The following is a 20,005-nucleotide window of genomic DNA, read 5'->3' on the forward strand; positions in this document are numbered from 1 at the left end:
CCCGCCATCGGCGGGGCATGGATTTCGCGCTTGCCCTCGATCATGTCCAGATCGCCATTCCGGTGGGCGGCGAAGCGCGGGCGCGCGCTTTCTATGGCGCGCTTCTCGGCCTCGCCGAATTGCCCAAGCCCGCCGACATGGCGGCGCGCGGGGGTTGCTGGTTCGCGCTTGGCGACCGGCAATTGCATCTGGGGGTCGAGGGCGATTTCCGGCCTGCCAGAAAGGCGCATGTCGCGCTCGCCACCGACGGGCTCGACGCGTTGCGCGCACGGGTCGAGGCGCATGGCCATCCGACGAAGGATGACAGCCCCGTCGATGGGCGTTACCGTTTTTTCACCGAAGATCCTTTCGGCAACCGCATCGAGTTCATGGACAGGACGCCGCGCACATGAGTTTCAACAGCTTCGGTCGCGTTCTGCGCTTCACCACATGGGGTGAGAGCCACGGGCCGGCGCTCGGCGCGGTGGTCGATGGCTGTCCGCCGCGCCTCGCGCTGTCCGAAGCCGATCTTCAGCCTTGGCTCGACAAGCGCCGCCCGGGCCAGTCGCGGCACACGACGCAGCGGCAGGAGCCCGATCAGGTGCGCATCCTGTCGGGGGTGTTCGAGGGCAAGACCACTGGCACGCCGATCAGCCTGATGATCGAGAATGTCGACCAGCGGTCGAAGGATTATGGGGAGATTGCCCAGGCCTATCGCCCCGGCCACGCCGATTATGCCTATGACGCCAAATATGGCATCCGCGACTATCGCGGCGGTGGCCGGTCGAGCGCGCGTGAGACCGCGGCGCGCGTCGCGGCCGGCGGGGTCGCGCGGCTGATCCTGCCCGAGGTGCAGATCCATGCCTGGGTCGCCGAAATCGGCGGCGATGCGATCGACCCGGCGAACTTCGATCTCGAAGAGATTGATCGCAATCCCTTTTTCTGTCCCGACCCGGCCGCGGCGCAGCGCTGGGAAGGGCTGATGGACGCCGCGCGCAAGTCGGGCAGTTCGCTCGGCGCGGTAATCGAATGTGCCGCGAGCGGCGTTCCGGCGGGCTGGGGCGCGCCCATCTATGCCAAGCTCGATGCCGACCTCGCCTCTGCGATGATGGGTATCAATGCCGTCAAGGGCGTCGAAATCGGTGCGGGCTTCGGCGCGGCGCGGCTGCGCGGCGAGGAAAATGCCGATCCGATGCGCCCCGCGAGCGACGGCAGCAACCGCCCCGATTTCCTCTCGAACAATGCCGGCGGCATTGCGGGCGGCATCTCGACCGGCCAACCGGTCGTGGTGCGCGTCGCCTTCAAGCCGACCAGTTCGATCCTGACCCCCGTGCCGACGGTGAACAAGGCGGGCGAGGCGACCGACATCGTCACCAAGGGGCGCCACGATCCCTGCGTGGGTATCCGCGGTGCGCCGGTGGTCGAAGCGATGATGGCGCTCGTCCTCGCCGACCACAAGCTGCTCCAGCGCGCGCAGTGCGGATAGTCGCCGAATGATCGCCGCGGCGCAGGCCTTTATCGCCCAGCATCAGGCGATCATCGGCCTTGTCGTGCTCGCCCTGATGTTCGTCGGCTTCGTGATGGAGCGCTTCCCGGCGACCGTCGTCGCGATCCTCGGGACCTGCACCTTCCTCTTCCTCGGCATCCTGTCGGGCAAGGATCTTTTTTCGGTCTTTTCCAATTCGGCGCCGGTGACGATTGGCGCGATGTTCATCCTGTCGGGCGCCTTGTTGCGCACCGGCACGCTCGATGCGATCGCAAACCGCATCATCGCCCGGGCGCAGCGACGCCCGAAGCTGGCGCTCGCGGAGATGTTCTTCGGCGTCTATGTCGCCTCGGCCTTCCTCAACAACACGCCTGTCGTGGTCGTGATGATCCCGATCATGCTCAAGCTGGCGAGCGCGCTGGGGATCAGCGCCAAGCGGCTGCTGATGCCGCTGTCCTTCGTCTGCATCCTCGGCGGCACGACGACGCTCATCGGCACTTCGACCAACCTGCTCGTCGCCGCGGTGGCGCAGGATAATGGCCTCGATCGCTTCGGCATCTTCACCATCACCCCGGTCGGGCTCGTTGCGGGGGTAGCGGGGACGCTGGCGCTGCTGCTAATCGCGCGCCGCTTTCTGCCCGACGATTCGCCGTCGCAGATCGCGCTCAGCCAGGAACATCGCACCTTCCTCTCTGAAGTGCGCATCCTGAAGGACGGTAATCTGGTCGGACGCCGCGTCGGCGACGTGCCCTTCGTCAAGCGCGCCAATGTGAAGCTCGTCGCGATGAAGCGCGGTGCGACGCTGCGCCGGTCGAACTTGGCCGACGATATATTGGAGCCCGACGACCGCCTCGTCCTGCGGCTCGAGCTTGCCGAACTCCTGTCGCTGCGCGCGAACAAGAATGTCGCCATCGGCCTGACCGCCGGGCACGACAATGCCGACCAGAATGACGAGGCGATCGTCGAGGCGATGATCGCCCCCAGCCACCCGGCGATCGGCCGCCGGCTGATCGAAATTCCGTTTCTCTCGTCGCTCAAGGTCCGCATCCTCGGCATGGCGCGCTTTCGCAAGACGCCGGGCCCGGACCTCCCCAATGCGCGCGTTCAGGCGATCGATCGCGTGCTGGTAACGGGGCCGGCGGACCAGATCGAACAGCTCTACGGCCATCCGCACCTCTATGGCGTCGGATCGACCAGCGAGCGCGAATTTCGCCGCAACAAGGCGCCTATCGCCATCGGCGCGCTCGTCGGCGTCATCCTGCTGGCGACCTTCAATGTCATGGACATCGGCGTCGCCGCGATCATCGGGGTCGGGCTGATCCTGGTGACGCGCTGCATCGACGCCGACGAGGCGTGGGATTCGATCGACGGCAATGTCCTCGTCCTGATCTTCGCGATGCTCGCGGTCGGGCTGGCGCTCGAAAATTCGGGCAGCGTCGAACTCGTCGTCGGCGAACTGACGCCGTTGCTGCGCAACGTGCCGCCGTGGGGGCTGGTCCTCGCAACCTATGTGCTTTCGGTGCTGCTGACCGAAATCATCACCAACAACGCGGTCGCCATTCTGGTGACGCCGCTGGCGATCGCGGTGGCGCGGCAATTGGGGGTCGATCCCTATCCGCTGGTGATCGCGGTCATGTTTGCCGCATCGGCCAGCTTCGCGACACCGATCGGCTATCAGACGAACACGCTGGTCTATGCGGCGGGCAATTACCGCTTCATCGACTTTTTCCGCGCGGGCATTCCGCTGACGCTTGCCGTTGGCGCCGCGACCTGCGCAGCCATTACTTTTCTTGTGTAGGCTCTGAAGATTCTGGCGATTGCTCCGCGGGCAACGGGCTGTTAGGCCCGCCATTTACATTCGGCGGGGACCGGAACAGGGGAGCGAATTGATGGCGAAACGCCTCACAATCTACATTTTGATCGGCATGGTTCTGGGGGTCGTCGCCGGCTATCTGGTGCGCGTTATGGTGCCCGCGGGCAGCGAGGCCTTCGATAATTGGCTGCGCGGCTTTTCGATGCTCGCCAATATTTTCCTCAATCTGATCAAGATGCTGGTTGCGCCGCTGATCCTGGGCACGCTGATCGCGGGGATCGCGCATATGGGCGACAGCTCGGCGCTCGGCCGCATCGGGGTTCGCGCCATTTCGTGGTTCATCATCGCCAGCCTGATCTCGATCAGCCTCGGCCTGATCATGGTCAATGTGCTCGAACCGGGCGCCGGGCTGCATCTGACCGTCGGCGCCCATTTGGCGGCGGAAGTCGGCGAGGTCAAGAAACTCGACCTGTTCGAATTCGTCGAACATATCTTTCCCAAGAATATCGTCGCCGCAATGGGCGAAAATAACGTTCTCCAGATCCTCGTCTTTGCGCTGTTCGCGGGCGTCGGCCTGTCGGCGATCGGCGAAAAGGGCGCGCCGCTCGTCCGCGGGGCCGAGGCGCTTGCCGAGCTGATGCTCCAGATCACCGGCTATGTCATGCGCCTCGCGCCGCTCGCGGTGTTCGGTGCGCTCGCCAAGGTGGTGGCGCAATATGGGCTCGGCATCCTTGCGACCTACGCCGAACTGCTCACCGAATTCTACATGTCGCTCGTCGTACTGTGGGCGCTGCTGCTCGGCATCGGGTCGATCTTCCTCGGCAAGCGGATCGTCGAACTGATCCGCTATATCCGCGAACCGATCCTGATCGCCTTCTCGACCGCCTCGTCCGAAGCCGCGATGCCGAAGCTGTTCGAACAGCTCGACCGCTTCGGGGTGCCGCGCCGCATCTCGGGCTTCGTGCTGCCGCTCGGTTACAGCTTCAACCTCGACGGGTCGATGATGTACGCCAGCTTCGCGACCATCTTCATCGCGCAGGCCTATGGCATCGAATTGTCGATCACGACGCAGATCCTGATCCTGCTGACGCTGATGGTGTCGTCGAAGGGCATTGCGGCAGTGCCTCGCGCCAGCCTGGTCGTCATCACCGCGACGCTCGCCATGTTCGATCTTCCGGTCGAGGGCGTCGCGCTCGTCTTCGCGATCGACCAGTTCCTCGACATGGGGCGCACCGCGACCAACGTCGTCGGCAATGCGGTGGCGACCAGCGTCATCACCAAATGGGAAGGCATGCTGGAGGTCGAAGATCCGGCGTTCGACGACCGTCCGCATGCACCGGCGCATACGTCGCATCACGGGATGCGGGGGCTGGACCTTCAGGAAGATATGGTCGAGGATAGGACCACGCCCCCGGCCGACCGCGCCTGACGCCCAGCTTTTCGGCCGCTCCCACCAACGGGCGCGCAAGGAGCTGAGCCATGACCGAAACCAAAGCCCCGCCCGGCGGGGATGAGGAGGCGCGCGCCAAGCAATTGCAATGGCGTATGCTGTTCGGTTTCGTCGGCGGCCTGATCGCCGGACTTGCCGCGCATTATGGTGCGGCGGGCGCCGGCTGGGTCGACAGTGCGACGACATACGTCACCGGTCCGATCGGCCAGATTTTCCTGCGCCTGCTGTTCATGCTCGTGATCCCGCTGCTGGTGTCGGCGCTGATCGTCGGTGTCGCCGAAATGGGCGAGATGCGGGCGTTGAAATCGGTGGGCATCCGGACGCTGCTCTACACGGTCGTCGTCTCGTCGATTGCCGTCGCGATCAGCCTGTTGCTCGTCAATCTCATCCAGCCCGGGGCGGGGGTCGATCCGGCGCTGGCCCGGAATCTGATCGCCGAGGGCGCCGAAGGCGCCAGGGCGATTACCGACCGCGCGGGCGAGGCGAAGTCGGGGATGGATGCGCTCGTTACGATCGTGCCGAGCAATTTCATCGGCGCGATGAGCGAGAATGATGTGCTCGCCGTCATGTTCTTCGCGCTCTTCTTCGGTATCGGCCTGATGCTCGTCCGGACGCCGCAGACGGCGGCGCTCAAGACCGCGATCGAGGGTGTGTTCGAAGTGTCGATGAAGCTGATCGGCCTCGTCATCCGGCTCGCACCGATCGCCATCTTCTGTTTCATGTTCAATCTTGCCGCGCAGTTCGGCTGGGATCTGATGGTGCGCCTGTCGGCTTATGTCGGGGTCGTGCTGCTGGCCCTCGCACTCCAGATGTTCATTGTCTTTCCGGTGATGTTGCGGCTGCTTGCGAACAAGTCGCCGACGGCCTTCTTCCGCCAGACGCAGGAAGCGTTCGTGATGGCCTTCGCGACATCGTCGTCGAATGCGACGCTGCCCACCGCGCTGCGCGTTGCGCACGACCGGCTGCGCCTGCCCGACCAAGTGGCGCGCTTCGTGCTGACGCTCGGCGCTACCGCAAACCAGAACGGCACCGCCATGTTCGAAGGCGTGACCGTGATCTTTCTTGCGCAATTCTTCGGCATCGACCTGACACTTCAGCAGCAGCTGATGGTGATGCTCGTCTGTATCCTCGGCGGTATCGGCACTGCGGGGGTACCGGCGGGGTCGCTGCCGGTTATCGCGCTGATCCTCGCCTCGGTCGGCGTGCCGCCCGAAGGGATCGGCCTGGTGCTCGGCGTAGATCGTTTCCTCGACATGTGCCGCACGACGCTCAACGTGATCGGCGACCTTGTTGCGGCGACCGTGGTTTCGGCGGGCACGAAGGACGAAGCGCGGCCATCACCCGCCTGATCGGGGCCGGCAGCCCGGCATCGGTCAGTTTTCGCGAACGTGTCCGGACCGGTCGTCACGGCTCCGGCGCGGTGCATCGCCTGTGGGACGCGTCGGCGGCGGTGCGCTTACTGCAGGCGGCCGCGGGGGCGGCGTCCGCAAGGCAGGTGAAGGTCGCTGCGGAGCCGGGGCCGTGCGGTTGGCAGGCGGCGCGGTCACAACCGGAGACGAGCGTTGCCTGCTTCCTGTCCATTCGCCCGTAGGCGCCGGTCGCGTGCTGATTACACCCGGGCCACCCGCTGGGCGCCGCGGTACAGTGAATTGATCGCCAGGCTCTGTCGTCGGGGTGCTGCCCACCGGCGGACGCGGGCGGATGACGCCCGGACCGCGATCGGGGCGTCCGGGGTTGCCGCTGGTCGGCGGGGTACCGGCGCCGGGCCGACCGCCGGGCGGGCGCGTCCCATGCTGGCCGTCGCCGTCCCGATCATGCCCCTGCCAACCGCCGGGGCGATGGGGGCGACCGCCGTGATCGCCGCCGCTCGACGGCGGGCGGCCTTGCCAGTGGCCGTCGCCGCGGTCGCCGCGATGCTTCCACCAGGCGCGGCGCCCGCCCCAATAGTTCAGATACTGGCCGCGCAGCGGGTAGCGGTTGCGATAATTGTCGAACATCCACATGCCGTAGCCGGGGTAATAATAATTGTCGTACCAACCGCCGCCGAAGCCGATCTGGACGAAGCCGCCGCTATAATCGGTCGGATCATAGCAATCATAGCCATAGCCGTCCGAATAGGCATAGGGATCATAGTCGTAATAGTCGTTCGCGCAGACCCCCGCCGAGGCATAGCTCGGGCCATAGAGATCGCCGTCATAGTAGCAGCCGCCGAGCGTCGCGGTGGCGAGAGCGCCGAGCGCGAGGGAGAGGGGCTTTTTGAGGCTGTTGGGCATGATGCCATCCTTCCTTGGCGCCGCGATGGAGGCGCCATATCGGAATCGAAACTGCACGAAGCGAGTTGAATTTGCGGTGAATGGTCGCCGCCGCCGGAATAAGACTTACTTGCAACAATGTCAGTAAGCCGATAGTCTGCGCCGACATCGGACAAAATGAAGGATTTGCCGCGATGAATGCCCCCACGACGATCGAATGGTCGGAACGCCGCTTCGGACCCGAGACCGCGCACTGGATGCCGCGCAACGCGGAGACCGCGCTCGATCATATTCCCGGCGACGACGGGATTCCCGTGCTCGGTACGACGCTGGCGCAGCTCAAGGATCCGGTCGGCTTCACTAACCGCATGGTCGCGCAGCACGGCAAGGTCTATCGCGCCAAAAGCTTCGGCGGCCGCGGCGTGTCGCTCGTCGGGCCCGAAGCGAACGAGCTTGTCCTGTTCGATCGCGAAAAGATCTTCTCGTCCGAACAGGGGTGGGGGCCGGTGCTCAACCTCCTGTTCCCGCGCGGCTTGATGCTGATGGACTTCGAAAAGCATCGCGCCGATCGCAAGACGCTGTCGGTCGCCTTCAAGCCCGAACCGATGCGGCATTATGCCGGCGCACTGAACGAGGGTATCGGCAGCCGCATCGGCGCATGGAGCGGCAAGAGCTTCAAATTCTATCCGGCGATCAAACAGCTGACGCTCGACCTGGCCGCGACGAGCTTTCTCGGCATCCCCTGGGGGCCGGAGGCGGAACGGATCAACAAGGCGTTCGTCGACATGGTGCAGGCGTCGATCGGCATCATACGCGTGCCGATGCCTTTCACCGCCATGGGCCGCGGGGTCGCCGGGCGCAAATTCCTCGTCGATTATTTCACGCGGCTGGTGCCCGAACGCCGGGCATCGGAGGGCGAGGATATTTTCACCCAAATCTGTCACGCCAAGGACGATGACGGCGAATATCTCAGCGTCGAGGCGATCGTCGATCACATGAATTTCCTGATGATGGCGGCGCACGACACCATCACCAGTTCGATCACCTCGCTCGTCTGGCTGCTCGCCCGGCATCCCGAATGGCAGGACCGGCTGCGCGACGAAATGCTGTCCGTCGCGCCGGCGGGCGCGGGCGTGGGGCACAACAGCCTCGGCGAGCTTGAGCTGACCGAAATGGCGTTCAAGGAAGCGTTGCGACTGATCCCGCCGGTGCCCGCCATCCCGCGCCGCGCGCTCCGGGATTTCGAATTCGGCGGCTACCATATTCCCGCCGGCACCAATGTCGGGATCAACCCCAGCTATACGCATATGATGGCCGAATATTGGCCGGACCCCGAACGCTTCGACCCGCTGCGCTTCGCGCCCGAAGCGGTGCGGGGTCGCCACAAATATGCATGGGTTCCCTTCGGCGGCGGCGCGCATATGTGCCTGGGGTTGCACTTCGGCTATATGCAGGCGAAAATCTTCTTCCATCATGTGCTGACGACGCATCGCATCCGCATCGCCGACGGCTATGCGCCCGACTGGCACATGTGGCCGATCCCGCGCCCGAAAGACGGGCTGACGGTCACCTTCGAACCGCTCTGATCTTCGCCCGGCGATTTCAGCGGCTTGCGCCGCGACCCGTCCACCCTATCTCTGTCTTTCAACCGAAAGGCAGGGGGACAGGATATGGCATTGGCGGCTTTTCTTGCGGGGCTGGTGGCGGCGATGCTGCTGGCACCGGACACGCCCGCGGCGCGCTGGCTTCACCGCCATTGCGTCGAAGAACTGCTCGATCTCGCGAGCCGGCTCGAGCGCAAGCATATCCTGTTCCTCGTCGTCGGCCTCGTGTCGATCCAGGCTTTCGCGATGGCCCTGCCCGCCGAACTGGCGGTGGCGATGGCGTGGGATGTCACCGTCTATGTCGATCTGGTCGTCGCCGTCTGGACGTTCTCCGCCTTCGCGCGCGTCCGGTCGATGAAGGCCTGGGTCGCGATGAAAATCCGCGGGTCACTGCTGCGGCTGCACGGTCGCCGGGTGCGGGCGCGCCGCGTGCGCCGACCCGTCGAAAGCCATAGCGCCGCAAATGACGACGACCCGGCGCCGGCGCGCGTTGCGCTGGCGGCCTGAGCGCCGCCGTGGCACGCCGTCGCGGGCCGATGCTGTCCCTGCTGCTGCTGGCGCTGCTAGGTGCGGGCTTGCTGGTCGGCTGGCGCTGGCTGCGCGCGCATCCCGAACATGACCCCTTTGCGCCCTTTGACCTCGCGCAGCCGAGGGGCTGGGCAACGCATCGCAAGCTCGTCGGACTGGCGGGCGAGGATGAGGCCTGTTTTGCGGTGTTCGACCGCGCGGGCGAGCGATACGCGCGGCGCCCTGCGGTCGGCGCGGGGCAATGCCTTGCGAGCCAGCGCATGATCCTCGCCGGCAATCGCCTTGTCCCCTCGATGCGTCCCGCGAACGCCGCACCCGGCTGCGCCGTGACCGCGGCGCTGGCGCTATGGACGCGTGATGTGGTTCAGCCCGCGGCGCAGGACCATTTCGGACAGAAGGTTGTCGGCCTTGAAAATCTGGGCAGCTATAATTGCCGCAAAATCGCCGGGCGACAGGCGCAAAGCGAACATTCGACCGCCAATGCAATCGACATTTCGGCCTTCATCCTTGCTGACGGGACGCGTGTGGCGCTGCGTGCCGACTGGGACGATCACGGTGCGAAAGGAGCTTTCCTGCACGCGGTGCGCGATCGGTCGTGCGGGCTGTTCAGTACGCTGCTGTCGCCCGATTATAATCGGGCGCACGCCGACCATTTCCACCTCGATATGGCGGCGCGGACGGCGGGGTGGACGGTCTGCCGCTAGGGTCCCTGACCCTAAGATCGACCGTCAGACCGTAAAGCTCTCGCCGCAGCCGCACGCGCCCTTGGCGTTGGGGTTCTCGAATACGAAACCCGCTGCGAAATCATCTTCTACCCAGTCCATGGTGCTGCCGATCAGATAGAGCACCGACGCGCCGTCGATGTAAAACACGCCGCCGGGCGTTTCGATCTTCTCGTCGAATTTCTGCTCTTCGGTCACATAGTCGACCGAATAGGCAAGGCCTGAACAGCCGCGCCGCGGCGTCGACAGCCTGACCCCGATCGCGCCGTCGGGCGCGGCCGCCATCAGCTTTGCGATGCGCGCTTCGGCGCCGGGCGTCAGCGTGACGGCGGCGGGGCGGGCTGTCCGCGTCTTCTCGGGTGTCTTGGCTTCAGTCATCACAGCATTCCCAATTCGAGCCGCGCCTCGTCGCTCATATTGGCGGGCGACCAGGGCGGATCCCAGACGAGGTTCACTTCGGCGTCGCCGACGCCGGGCACCGCGCCGACGCGCAACTCGACCTCGCCAGGCATCGATTCGGCGACGGGGCAGTGCGGGGTGGTCAACGTCATGGTGACGACGACATGGCCTTCGTCGATCTCGACATTGTAGATCAGGCCAAGGTCATAGATATTCACCGGAATTTCCGGATCGTAAATATCCTTGAGCGCCGCGACGACGGCTTCGTACAGGTCGCCGCCGACGCCGTGCGGATCGACCGCGGCGGGCTTGGCGGCCAGAAAGCCCTCCAGATAATCGCGCTTGCGCTCCAGCTTCTCGGGCGCGGTTTCGGCATCCTCGACGCGCGCCTTGGGCGGCGGCGCGACGCTTTCCACTTCCTCGATCCTGATGCTGTTTTCTTCGCTCATCCGAAAATCCTCTCGACGCGCGCCAATCCTTCGACCAGCGCCGTCACATCGTCTGCATTGCTGTAGAGCCCGAAGCTCGCGCGGGCGGTCGCCGGTACGCCGAGATGCGCCATCAGCGGCTGCGCGCAATGATGCCCGGCGCGGATCGCGACCCCGCTTTCGTCCAAGATAGTGCCGATGTCGTGCGGATGAACCCCCGCCATCGCGAAACTGACGATCCCGGCGCTGCTGTCGGGGCCGAACAGCGTGATGCTGTTCTTGCGGGCGAGCTGCTCGCGCAAACTGCCGACCAGCGCACATTCATGCGCGTGGATCGCCTCGACACCGATCGCTTCGACATAATCGACCGCCGCGGCGAGACCCAGTGCCTCGACAATCGCGGGCGTGCCGGCTTCGAAACGGGTGGGGGCGGGTGCGTAGGTCGTCCTTTCGAACGTCACCCGGTCGATCATCGACCCACCGCCCTGCCACGGCGGCAGCGCGTCCAATTTGTCGCTCCACAGCACGCCGATGCCGGTCGGTCCGTAAAGCTTGTGCCCCGAAAAGGCATAATAGTCGCAGCCGAGCGCCGCGACGTCGACGGGCAGGCGCGGCACCGCCTGGCACCCATCGATCAGCAGTTCGGCACCGACGCGATGCGCAAGGTCTGCCGCGCGTGCGACGTCGAGCGGACTGCCGAGCACGTTCGATACATGCGCAAAGGCGACCATGGTGTGATCGGGGGTGAGCATCTTCTCGGCGGCGTCGAGGTCGATGCAGCCGTCGGCGGTTAGCGGGCAGACATCGACCTGCCAGCCGGCAAGCTGCCACGGCACGATATTGCTGTGATGTTCGAGCACCGACAGCAGCACGCGGCCCTTCTTCGAATGCGCGTAAGCGACAAGATTGATCGCCTCGGTCGCGCCGCGCACGAAGGCGATCTGATCCTCCTTCGCGCCGATGAAGCCCGCGATACGCCGCCGTGCCGCCTCATAGGCGAGCGTCATGTCGGCCGAGCGGGCGTAGACACCGCGGTGAACGGTCGCATAGTCGCGGCCCATCGCATTCACCGTCGCGTCGATCACCGCCTGCGGCTTTTGCGCGGTCGCGGCGGTGTCGAGATAGTGCCAGCCGGGCGTCAGGCCGGGAAACTGATTTCTAATCCCGTTCGTGTCGAGCGAAGTCGAGACACCCTGAGGGCGCGCATGACCGATGGGCATCTCGACTTCGCTCGATGCGAACGGGGAGGAGGGATTGCTCACACCAATTCCCCCAATTTCGTGAGCGCGAGCGCTTGCAGCTTTTCCTCATCCTCGGCGCCGTCGAAAACGCCAGCCACGAAAGCCTGCAGCAAGATCTTCTTCGCCTCGGCCGGGGGCAGTCCGCGCGACTGGAGATAATAGAGGCTCATCGCGTCGAGTTCGCCGATCGCACAGCCGTGCGCACATTTGACGTCGTCGGCGAAGATTTCGAGTTCGGGCTTGGCATTGGCGGTCGCGCTGCGCTCGAGCAGCATCGCCCTCACATTCTGTTCGCTGTCGGTCTGCTGCGCGTCGCGCGCGACGGCGACCTTCCCGAGATAGGTCCCCGTGGCGGTGCCGCCGAGGACCGAACGCACCATCTGCCGCGACGTCGCGCCGGGTTCGGCATGGGTGACGGTGGTGACGATCTCGAGGTTCTGCTCGCCGCTACCGATCTGCGCGGCGCCGAGATGGAAGTCGGCGCCCTCGTGTAGCGTCACGTCCAGTTCGATGCGACCATAGGCGCCGCCAATGTTGAGCACATGCAGCGACGCGGCCGCACCCTTGCCGATGCTCATTTCGATCTGGTGGATTGTCCCTTCGTCCTGCACGATCGCGCGCTTGAAGTCGCCGCCCGCGGGCACGACGATGCTTTCGGGCGCGGGCAACGGCCACGCCGCGGTCACCGCGTCGATGTCGCTGTAGCGCCACGCTTCGTCGCGCCGGGTGGGAAGGGCGGTAGTCGTCACTCGGCGACCTCCCACACTTCGTCACCCCGGACTTGATCCGGGGTCCACGCGGTCGTGGATGCCGGATCAAGTCCGGCATGACGATGAAAGGAAAGGGGCGTATAGATGCTCACGCCGCGATCTCCGCATAGCCTTCGCGTTCGAGCTCAAGCGCGAGTTCGGGCCCGCCCGATTTGACGATTCGGCCGCCGGCGAGGACGTGGACGAAATCGGGCCGCACATAGTCGAGCAGGCGCTGATAATGGGTGATCAGCAGCACCGCCTTGTCGGGGCGCCGCATGATCGCGTTGATCCCGTCGCCGACGATACGCAGCGCGTCGATGTCCAGCCCTGAGTCCGTCTCGTCGAGGATCGCGAGCTTCGGGTCGAGGATGCCCATCTGCACCATCTCGTTGCGCTTCTTCTCGCCGCCCGAGAAGCCGACGTTCACCGGGCGCTTGAGCATGTCCATATCCATCTTGAGCAGCCCCGCCTTCTCGCGCGCCAGCTTCAGGAAATCGCCGCCCGACAGTGGTTCTTGCCCACGCGCCTTGCGCTGGGCATTGAGGCTTTCGCGCAGGAACTGGACGTTCGACACACCGGGGATTTCGACCGGATATTGGAAGCCGAGGAACAGGCCGGCGGCGGCACGCTCGTGCGGGTCCATGTCGAGCAGATCCTGCCCGTCGAAGGTCGCCGAACCCTCGGTGACTTCATAACCGGGACGCCCGCCGAGAACGTAGGAGAGCGTCGACTTGCCCGCGCCATTGGGCCCCATGATCGCATGGATCTCGCCCGCATTGATGGCGAGCGACAGGCCTTTCAGGATCGGCTTGTCGGCGACGGTGGCGTGGAGGTTTTCAATTTTGAGCATCGGTCTCTCTGATTTTGGAAGTGTTCGTTGCCAGCCGGAATAGCCCGAAGGTCAGTAATGGGAGGCCGTAGACCATGAAAAAGGCGCCAAGATGGAAGGATCCGTCAACCATCATGGTCCACGGAATGCCGTCACCGAGAACAGACATCAGCCAAAGGCTGAAAAGCCAATAACCGAGCAAGAGCAGGATGGCGAAAGCCAGAAGATAGCGCCACCAACTCACCCCACGCTCCCCTCGAGGCTGATCCCCAGCAATTTCTGCGCCTCGACCGCAAACTCCATCGGCAGTTGCTGCAGCACTTCCTTGGCAAAGCCGTTGACGATCAGCGCCACGGCCTCTTCCTGCCCCAGCCCGCGCTGCATGGCGTAGAAGAGCTGGTCGTCGCTGATCTTGCTCGTCGTCGCTTCATGCTCGACGGTCGCCGTGGGATTGCGGACTTCGATATAGGGGACGGTGTGGGCGCCGCAGCGGTCGCCGAGGAGCAAGCTGTCGCACTGGGTGAAGTTCCGCACACCCTCGGCGTTCGGCGCCACCCGCACGATGCCGCGATAGGTGTTGTTCGACTTGCCCGCGCTGATCCCCTTCGAAACGATGGTCGAGCGCGTGCGCTTGCCATTGTGGATCATCTTGGTGCCGGTGTCGGCCTGCTGGAAATTGTTGGTGACCGCGACCGAATAGAATTCGCCGACGCTGTCGTCGCCGTTGAGCACGCAGCTCGGATATTTCCAGGTGATCGCGCTGCCGGTCTCGACCTGCGTCCACGACACCTTGCTGCGCTTGCCTTGGCACAGCGCGCGCTTGGTCACGAAATTATAGATGCCGCCGAGGCCCTCGGCATTACCGGGGTACCAGTTCTGCACCGTCGAATATTTGATCTCGGCATCGTCGAGCGCGACCAGTTCCACCACCGCGGCGTGGAGCTGGTTCTCGTCGCGCATCGGCGCGGTGCAGCCTTCCAGATAGGAGACGTACGCGCCCTTGTCGGCGACGATCAGGGTGCGCTCGAACTGGCCCGTATTCTCGGCATTGATGCGGAAATAGGTGCTGAGCTCCATCGGGCAGCGCACACCCTCGGGCACGTAAACGAACGTGCCGTCGGAGAAGACCGCGCAGTTGAGCGTCGCGAAATAATTGTCGTGCATCGGCACGACCTTGCCGAGCCACTTTTTCACCAGCTCGGGATATTCGCGGATCGCTTCGGAAATCGACAGGAAGATCACGCCCGCGCGCTTCAGTTCCTCGCGGAACGTAGTCGCAACGCTGACGCTGTCGAACACCGCATCGACCGCGACCTTGCGCGCGCCCTCGACGCCCGCGAGCACCTTCTGCTCCTCGATCGGGATGCCGAGCTTCTTGTAGACCTCGAGGATCTCGGGATCGACCTCATCGAGGCTCGCGAGCTTCGGTTTCGCCTTGGGCGCTGCATAATAGTACGCGTCTTGATAGTCGATCGGCGGCACGTTGAGCTTCGCCCAGTCGGGCGTCTCCATCGTTTGCCAGTGGCGGAACGCTTTCAGTCGCCAGTCGAGCATCCATTCGGGCTCGTTCTTCTTGGCGCTGATGAAGCGTACCGTATCCTCGGTGAGCCCCTTGGGCGCGAAGTCGGTCTCGATCGCCGAGGACCAGCCATGCTCATAGTCGGCAACGCGCAGCGCGGCGTCGCGGGCTGCCTGATCCTTGACGGGGGTTTCGCTGTTATCGGTCATAATCTTAACTCGTCGCTCCCGCGAAGGCGGGGGCCGTGGGAGGGGGCAATCCGGCGCTGTCGCCCGGACGTCCAGCGCCCAGCGCAGGGGCACCGCTCAGGCTGGCGAGGCTGATCTGTGCCAGCGCGCCGCGCACGGCGCTGTTGACGACGCCCCAATGCGGCTTGACGCGGCAATTGCCTTCGAGCGCGCAATCGTGGCGACCGTCCTCGACGCAGGTGGTGAGGGCGATCGGGCCTTCGACGGCTTCGATAATATCGGCGATGCTGATCGCCGCTGCGGGCCGCGCGAGGCGTACGCCGCCGCCAGTGCCCCGCGTCGACACCAGCAGGCCGGCGCGGGCGAGGCCGCTCACCAGCTTCTGCGCCGTCGGGCCGGGAATGCCCGTCTGTTCGGCCAGCATCGCCGCATGCAGCGGCACCGATCCGCACTGGCGCGCGGCGGCGCTCATCAGCACGACGGCATAATCGGCAAGGTTGGACAGGCGCATGGCTCTTTCCGGCGGAACTGCGAATGATTCTTAATTGGAGTAATTCGTTCCAATTAGATAGTCGCTGAGCGCCCTAGGCGCAAGGTCGCGGACCGGCAATAAAAAAAGGCACCCATCCAGCCGGAGCCGAATGAGTGCCGAGATGAAGGTCTCAGTCCTCGTCAAAGGAAGAGCTCTTCTGGGTCGCAGGTTCCGGATAGGTCGCGGGCCTGATTCGCGATTGTATCAAAACGCCAAATCGTCGCTCGGCGCCGAAAAAGACCGTCCCGTCGTGGGGCAGGGCGAATGGACTCAGGTTTCGGAAACGATCGGGCTGACCTTGCCTGCAAGCTGCTTGCGGCCCTTCGTCGTCGCCTCGGTATAAAGCGTGGGCTTGCCGAGCTGTCCCGGGGTTGCCCCGGCAAAGCGCTTGATCTCGCGGATCAGGTGCGACTGGTCGTAAAAGGCGTCGCCAAGCTGCGCCTGGTCGAGTGTCTCGCCGCGCGCCAGTGCCGCCGCGGCGCGCACGGCGCGATATTTGCGCGCCAGCATGCGCGGAGACAGGCCATAATAATGTTTGGTCATCCGCTCGACCGAGCGGATCGACATGCCGGTTGCTTCGACCAGGTCATGCACCTGCGGCGACGCCGATCGCGTCAGCCATTCATCGACGGTGCGGATGAACCACATCGCGGGCGCCTCGGTCTGTTTCAGCACCGCGCGGACGAAATTATTACCGATGATCAGCCGCTCTTCGTCGTTCGCGGCGCCCAGTATCGCGTCGGCGACCTCGTTGATCCAGTCGCCGAACAGATCGGCCGCGTCGATCGCGCGGTCGGTCAGTTTCTCGCCATGGCTGCCCATCAGCGCGGCCCAGCCGGCGGGCAGCATGCCGAAGCCGAAGATGCGCGTCGGGCGGTTGCTGATCGCGCGGACGCGCCCGCTCGTCGGCCCGACGATATTCGCGCGCCGTACCGCGCTGCTGTGCCCGTCCGAAAAGACATATTCGCCGTCGGCGACGGTGATGAAGCGAAACTGCGGGCGGTCGGCGCGCTCATATTCGTCGAAGCGCGGCATGTTGATGCGCGCGCAGTAAAAGCTCGACACCATGTCCGCCAGATCGGGATCGGGCGGAAAATAGTGCAGCTCGAACGGCTGCTCGCCGCTCATCTGCCCGGATGAGGCTGACGTATCCGACATGACGAGACCGACCCTTCGGTGGCTTTGTTGCCGCCTGTTGCTTCCCCGCTATAATTTCAGAACGCCCGGCTGCGTCAAGGCGCAATTTTGATTCGCACTATCAACGGCTGGCGGCGATCCAGGCATCGACGCTGCGTTCGAGGATGTCGAGCGGCACCGGCCCCGATTTGAGCACGACATCGTGAAAGTCGCGATAGTCGAAACGGTCGCCCAGCGCCGCCTGCGCGCGCGTCCTCAGTTCCATGATCTTGAGCTTGCCGATCAGATAGGCGGTCGCCTGCCCCGGATAGACGATATAGCGTTCGATCGCCTTTTCGATGTCGCCATCGGGGTTGGGCGTATTGTCCTTGAGATACTGGATCGCCTGCTCGCGGCTCCAGCGCTTGTCGTGAATGCCGGTGTCGACGACGAGCCGGCACGCGCGCCACAATTCCATGCCGAGTCGCCCGAAGTCGCTGTAGGGATCGGTGTAAAAGCCCATGTCCTTGGCGAGTTCCTCCGAATAGAGGCCCCAGCCCTCGGTATAGGCGGTGAAGCCGCCGAAGCGGCGGAAGGGCGGCAGGCCGGTCAGCTCGGTCTGCACCGCGCGCTGCAGGTGGTGGCCCGGAATACCCTCATGATAGGCGAGCGCCTCGAGCTCGGTCTTCGACATGTCGCGAAGGTCGTAAAGGTTCACATAATAGGTGCCGGGCCGCGATCCGTCGGGCGAGGGCGACTGGTAAAAGGCTTTGCCCGCCGACTTTTCGCGGAACGCTTCGACCGCTTTCACCTGCAGGTGCGCCTTGGGCAGCGTATGGAAGAAGGCGGGCAGCCGCGCCTCCATCGCCTTCACCTTGGCATCGACATCGGCCAGATAATCCTCACGGGTCGTATAATAATATTGCGGGCTGGTGCGCAGATGCTCGAAAAACTCGCGCAAAGTCCCTTTGAAGCCCACCTGTGCCATGATCTTCTTCATCTCGCCGTGGATACGCGCGACTTCGGAGAGGCCGAGCGCGTGGATCTGCGCCGCGCTCATGTCGGTGGTCGTGTAATTGGCGAGCAGCGCGGCATAATAGGCTTTGCCGTCGGGCAGGCGCCAGATGCCGTCCTGCGTCGGCGCGACCGCCTGCTGGCGCTTCATTTCGGCGAGCAGCCGGCCATAGGCGGGGCCCGCGCTTTCGGTCCATGCGGCCTTCGCGGCATCGGTCAGCCGCGTCTTTTCGCCGGCGTCGATGTCGAGCTTGCCGACCTTCGCGCCGATATCCTCGATCACCGCATTGTCCGGCTTCATCAGATTTTCGATGTCGCTGATGACATAGGCATAGACCCACTTCGGCGGCTGGACGCCCTTTTTGGCGCGCCGCGCCGATTCGGCCGACAGCGCGTCGAGCACCGAACCCATGCCGCGGATGCGCTCCACATAGGCTTCGGCTTCGGCAACATTGGCAACGCGGTGAATGTTGATCAGAAAGGCGGGCATCTGGCTCTGCGCGCCGTTCATCTGGTCGAAGATATATTCATCGTCGCGGAACGGGAACAGCCGCTCTGCGCGCGCCGCCTGCGCGTTGAACAGTTCGAAGGACAGCGCCTCCTCCGGCGACAGTTTCGCAGGGTCGAAGCTCGCGCGCATCGCGGCGGCGGTCGCCTGTTGCAGCGTGTGGCTGGCAACCTCGGCATCGTCGCTCGGGTCGTTCCACTTGCCGTAATCGGCGTCGCGGATGCCGCGATAGGCCTTGCCTTGCGGGCTCAGCGACAGTTGCGCCTCGTCATAATTGTCGAAGAATTGCGCGAGGTCGGCGCCGGCCGGTGCGCTCGCCGCGGGCGATTGCGGTGCGGTCGCCACGGTCGCCGGCGTGCATCCCGCTGTTGCCAGCAGCACAAGCGCGGTGGACAGGATCGCGGTGGACGGGCGGGCGGCGAAACGGCGATGCGACACAAATGTCTCCCTCTGTTGGCCGGCTGACTGCGGGTCCGGCAAGGCCCCTCATTTTGCAACGATTTCCGGCTGGTCGGCAGGGGGCTTGCCATAGCCGCCGCCCCGGCGCAATGGCGGGGGCATGTCGCTTTTTGCCTCCGCCGCCGATGCCGCCTACGGCCTTGTCCGCCCCGTCGTTCACGCGACCGATGGCGAGGCGGCGCATAATCTGACGCTCGCCGCGTTGCAGCCCTTGCCGCGCGCGCGCCGCGCGCTGACCAGCCCCGTGCTGGCGACCGAACTGGCAGGGCTGCACTTCCCGAATCCGGTGGGCCTCGCCCCCGGCTTCGACAAGGATGCGCGCGTGGCGCATGCGATGCCCCATTTCGGTTTCGGCTTTGTCGAGGTCGGGACGCTCACCCCCTTGCCGCAGGACGGCAATCCGCGCCCGCGGCTGTTCCGGCTGGTCGAGGACCGCGCGGTGGTCAACCGCATGGGCTTCAACAACGGTGGGCAGGCAAAGGCGGCCGACCGCATCGCCTGCCTGCGCCGCTACGGTCTGCCGGTGCCGCTCGGGATCAACATCGGCGCAAACAAGGACAGCGCCGACCGCATCGCCGACTATGCGAAGGGCACGGCGGCCATGGCGCCGCTCGCCGACTATCTGACCGTCAATATTTCTTCGCCCAACACGCCGGGCCTGCGTGCCTTGCAGGATCGCGGCGCACTCGAGGCGCTGCTCGACGGCGTCGCCGCGGCGCAGCCCGCGGGAGCGGCCAAGCCCGTCTTCCTGAAGGTTGCACCCGATCTCGAACCCGCCGACATCGACGATATCGTCGCGGTGGCGATCGACAAGCGCCTGGCCGCGATCATCGTGTCGAACACCACGATCACGCGCCCGCCGCTCGCCTCGCGCCACGCGGACGAGGCGGGGGGGCTATCGGGCGCGCCGCTTCACGATCTTGCGTTGCAGCGCCTGCGCGACTTTCGCCGGGCAAGCGGCGGAGCGGTGCCGCTGATCGGCGTCGGCGGTATCGCCAATTCCGATCAGGCCTGGGCGCGCATTCGTGCAGGCGCCAGCCTGATCCAGATTTATTCGGCGATGGTGTTCGAAGGGCCGGGGCTGGCCGCACGCATCGCGCACGGCCTCGAAGCTCGCGCCGCGCGCGACGGCTTTGCGCGGGTGAGCGACGCGGTGGGCGCCGGCGCCTGACCTGCTCGCGCCGAC

General features: G+C 65.0%; 20 protein-coding genes. 9 read left to right on the forward strand and 11 right to left on the reverse strand.

Translation table 11 applies throughout. From position 1 onward, the window contains the following. Positions 1 to 17 precede the first annotated feature (17 nt). The 5 genes from P1IM2_RS18240 (at position 18) to P1IM2_RS18260 (ending at position 6,077) form a co-directional block, all read left to right on the forward strand. Positions 18 to 392 carry a VOC family protein gene (locus P1IM2_RS18240; protein WP_186403399.1) on the forward strand — a complete coding sequence of 125 codons (375 nt, stop codon included), beginning with the start codon at positions 18 to 20 and terminating at the stop codon, positions 390 to 392. Beyond that, entirely contained in the window at positions 389 to 1,465 is a 1,077-nt protein-coding gene (gene aroC, locus P1IM2_RS18245) for a chorismate synthase (protein WP_062902027.1), read from the forward strand. Before P1IM2_RS18240 ends, aroC begins: the two co-directional genes overlap by 4 nt. A 7-nt stretch (positions 1,466 to 1,472) precedes the next feature. Beyond that, positions 1,473 to 3,263: an SLC13 family permease gene (locus P1IM2_RS18250; RefSeq protein ID WP_186403400.1), complete on the forward strand. Its 1,791-nt coding sequence runs from the start codon at positions 1,473 to 1,475 to the stop codon at positions 3,261 to 3,263. 91 nt (positions 3,264 to 3,354) lie between these two features. After that, a complete protein-coding gene (locus tag P1IM2_RS18255; protein ID WP_186403401.1) occupies positions 3,355 to 4,707 on the forward strand; it encodes a dicarboxylate/amino acid:cation symporter in 1,353 nt (450 codons plus the stop codon). A 50-nt stretch (positions 4,708 to 4,757) separates the two neighbouring features. Beyond that, positions 4,758 to 6,077 (forward strand): dicarboxylate/amino acid:cation symporter, encoded by a 1,320-nt coding sequence (locus P1IM2_RS18260; RefSeq protein WP_186403402.1) that lies wholly within the window; start codon positions 4,758 to 4,760, stop codon positions 6,075 to 6,077. A 24-nt stretch (positions 6,078 to 6,101) separates the two neighbouring features. Here the strand turns inward: P1IM2_RS18260 and P1IM2_RS18265 are convergent, their stop codons facing one another. After that, positions 6,102 to 7,001: a hypothetical protein gene (locus P1IM2_RS18265; RefSeq protein ID WP_186403403.1), complete on the reverse strand. Its 900-nt coding sequence runs from the start codon at positions 6,999 to 7,001 to the stop codon at positions 6,102 to 6,104. Positions 7,002 to 7,174: 173 nt separating this feature from the next. Between P1IM2_RS18265 and P1IM2_RS18270 the strand changes: the two genes are divergently transcribed. The 3 genes from P1IM2_RS18270 (at position 7,175) to P1IM2_RS18280 (ending at position 9,816) form a co-directional block, all read left to right on the forward strand. After that, on the forward strand, positions 7,175 to 8,566 hold the full coding sequence (locus P1IM2_RS18270; RefSeq protein WP_186403404.1) for a cytochrome P450: 1,392 nt from the start codon (positions 7,175 to 7,177) through the stop codon (positions 8,564 to 8,566). 84 nt (positions 8,567 to 8,650) lie between these two features. Beyond that, entirely contained in the window at positions 8,651 to 9,091 is a 441-nt protein-coding gene (locus P1IM2_RS18275) for a hypothetical protein (protein ID WP_186403405.1), read from the forward strand. Positions 9,092 to 9,099: 8 nt separating this feature from the next. Further along, a complete protein-coding gene (locus P1IM2_RS18280) occupies positions 9,100 to 9,816 on the forward strand; it encodes an extensin family protein (RefSeq protein ID WP_254535846.1) in 717 nt (238 codons plus the stop codon). 24 nt (positions 9,817 to 9,840) lie between these two features. Here the strand turns inward: P1IM2_RS18280 and P1IM2_RS18285 are convergent, their stop codons facing one another. The 10 genes from P1IM2_RS18285 to P1IM2_RS18330 all read right to left on the reverse strand — a co-directional run bounded on the left by P1IM2_RS18285 (position 9,841) and on the right by P1IM2_RS18330 (position 18,798). Beyond that, positions 9,841 to 10,212: a HesB/IscA family protein gene (locus P1IM2_RS18285; protein ID WP_058812758.1), complete on the reverse strand. Its 372-nt coding sequence runs from the start codon at positions 10,210 to 10,212 to the stop codon at positions 9,841 to 9,843. Further along, positions 10,212 to 10,682 carry an SUF system Fe-S cluster assembly protein gene (locus P1IM2_RS18290; protein WP_062902032.1) on the reverse strand — a complete coding sequence of 157 codons (471 nt, stop codon included), beginning with the start codon at positions 10,680 to 10,682 and terminating at the stop codon, positions 10,212 to 10,214. The genes P1IM2_RS18285 and P1IM2_RS18290 overlap by 1 nt, the downstream gene beginning before the upstream one ends. Further along, complete coding sequence (locus P1IM2_RS18295; protein ID WP_186403423.1) at positions 10,679 to 11,881, reverse strand: aminotransferase class V-fold PLP-dependent enzyme; 1,203 nt, start codon at positions 11,879 to 11,881, stop codon at positions 10,679 to 10,681. The genes P1IM2_RS18290 and P1IM2_RS18295 overlap by 4 nt, the downstream gene beginning before the upstream one ends. A 38-nt stretch (positions 11,882 to 11,919) precedes the next feature. Continuing rightward, positions 11,920 to 12,651, reverse strand: a complete 732-nt coding sequence (locus tag P1IM2_RS18300; protein WP_186403406.1) for a SufD family Fe-S cluster assembly protein — start codon at positions 12,649 to 12,651, stop codon at positions 11,920 to 11,922. A 109-nt stretch (positions 12,652 to 12,760) separates the two neighbouring features. Then, a complete protein-coding gene (sufC, locus tag P1IM2_RS18305) occupies positions 12,761 to 13,504 on the reverse strand; it encodes a Fe-S cluster assembly ATPase SufC (RefSeq protein WP_186403407.1) in 744 nt (247 codons plus the stop codon). Then, complete coding sequence (locus tag P1IM2_RS18310) at positions 13,491 to 13,727, reverse strand: hypothetical protein (RefSeq protein ID WP_186403408.1); 237 nt, start codon at positions 13,725 to 13,727, stop codon at positions 13,491 to 13,493. Before P1IM2_RS18310 ends, sufC begins: the two co-directional genes overlap by 14 nt. Next, positions 13,724 to 15,211, reverse strand: a complete 1,488-nt coding sequence (gene sufB / locus P1IM2_RS18315) for a Fe-S cluster assembly protein SufB (RefSeq protein ID WP_217373274.1) — start codon at positions 15,209 to 15,211, stop codon at positions 13,724 to 13,726. The genes P1IM2_RS18310 and sufB overlap by 4 nt, the downstream gene beginning before the upstream one ends. Positions 15,212 to 15,215: 4 nt before the next feature. Further along, the gene (locus P1IM2_RS18320; RefSeq protein WP_186403409.1) at positions 15,216 to 15,701 is read right to left on the reverse strand and encodes an SUF system Fe-S cluster assembly regulator; all 486 of its coding nucleotides are present in this window, start codon (positions 15,699 to 15,701) and stop codon (positions 15,216 to 15,218) included. Between the two features lie 291 nt (positions 15,702 to 15,992). Then, positions 15,993 to 16,850, reverse strand: coding sequence for a helix-turn-helix domain-containing protein (locus P1IM2_RS18325; RefSeq protein WP_058812752.1), 858 nt, complete (start codon positions 16,848 to 16,850; stop codon positions 15,993 to 15,995). A gap of 130 nt (positions 16,851 to 16,980) precedes the next feature. Next, positions 16,981 to 18,798 carry a DUF885 domain-containing protein gene (locus tag P1IM2_RS18330; RefSeq protein ID WP_186403410.1) on the reverse strand — a complete coding sequence of 606 codons (1,818 nt, stop codon included), beginning with the start codon at positions 18,796 to 18,798 and terminating at the stop codon, positions 16,981 to 16,983. Between the two features lie 121 nt (positions 18,799 to 18,919). Between P1IM2_RS18330 and P1IM2_RS18335 the strand changes: the two genes are divergently transcribed. Next, the gene (locus P1IM2_RS18335) at positions 18,920 to 19,990 is read left to right on the forward strand and encodes a quinone-dependent dihydroorotate dehydrogenase (RefSeq protein WP_186403411.1); all 1,071 of its coding nucleotides are present in this window, start codon (positions 18,920 to 18,922) and stop codon (positions 19,988 to 19,990) included. Positions 19,991 to 20,005: the final 15 nt, after the last annotated feature.

Source organism: Sphingopyxis sp. P1IMeth2 (assembly GCF_900185685.1).
Taxonomy (GTDB): Bacteria; Pseudomonadota; Alphaproteobacteria; order Sphingomonadales; family Sphingomonadaceae; genus Sphingopyxis; species Sphingopyxis terrae_A.

Excerpts from the sequence above, each read along its gene's own strand:
- P1IM2_RS18240 (WP_186403399.1), top strand. The coding sequence starts at position 18 with ATGGATTTCGCGCTTGCCCTCGATCATGTCCAGATCGCCATTCCGGTG.
- aroC (WP_062902027.1), top strand. The coding sequence starts at position 389 with ATGAGTTTCAACAGCTTCGGTCGCGTTCTGCGCTTCACCACATGGGGT.
- P1IM2_RS18250 (WP_186403400.1), top strand. The coding sequence starts at position 1,473 with ATGATCGCCGCGGCGCAGGCCTTTATCGCCCAGCATCAGGCGATCATC.
- P1IM2_RS18255 (WP_186403401.1), top strand. The coding sequence starts at position 3,355 with ATGGCGAAACGCCTCACAATCTACATTTTGATCGGCATGGTTCTGGGG.
- P1IM2_RS18260 (WP_186403402.1), top strand. The coding sequence starts at position 4,758 with ATGACCGAAACCAAAGCCCCGCCCGGCGGGGATGAGGAGGCGCGCGCC.
- P1IM2_RS18265 (WP_186403403.1), bottom strand. The coding sequence starts at position 7,001 with ATGCCCAACAGCCTCAAAAAGCCCCTCTCCCTCGCGCTCGGCGCTCTC.
- P1IM2_RS18270 (WP_186403404.1), top strand. The coding sequence starts at position 7,175 with ATGAATGCCCCCACGACGATCGAATGGTCGGAACGCCGCTTCGGACCC.
- P1IM2_RS18275 (WP_186403405.1), top strand. The coding sequence starts at position 8,651 with ATGGCATTGGCGGCTTTTCTTGCGGGGCTGGTGGCGGCGATGCTGCTG.
- P1IM2_RS18285 (WP_058812758.1), bottom strand. The coding sequence starts at position 10,212 with ATGACTGAAGCCAAGACACCCGAGAAGACGCGGACAGCCCGCCCCGCC.
- P1IM2_RS18290 (WP_062902032.1), bottom strand. The coding sequence starts at position 10,682 with ATGAGCGAAGAAAACAGCATCAGGATCGAGGAAGTGGAAAGCGTCGCG.
- P1IM2_RS18295 (WP_186403423.1), bottom strand. The coding sequence starts at position 11,881 with ATGCCCATCGGTCATGCGCGCCCTCAGGGTGTCTCGACTTCGCTCGAC.
- sufC (WP_186403407.1), bottom strand. The coding sequence starts at position 13,504 with ATGCTCAAAATTGAAAACCTCCACGCCACCGTCGCCGACAAGCCGATC.
- sufB (WP_217373274.1), bottom strand. The coding sequence starts at position 15,211 with ATGACCGATAACAGCGAAACCCCCGTCAAGGATCAGGCAGCCCGCGAC.
- P1IM2_RS18320 (WP_186403409.1), bottom strand. The coding sequence starts at position 15,701 with ATGCGCCTGTCCAACCTTGCCGATTATGCCGTCGTGCTGATGAGCGCC.
- P1IM2_RS18325 (WP_058812752.1), bottom strand. The coding sequence starts at position 16,850 with ATGAGCGGCGAGCAGCCGTTCGAGCTGCACTATTTTCCGCCCGATCCC.
- P1IM2_RS18335 (WP_186403411.1), top strand. The coding sequence starts at position 18,920 with ATGTCGCTTTTTGCCTCCGCCGCCGATGCCGCCTACGGCCTTGTCCGC.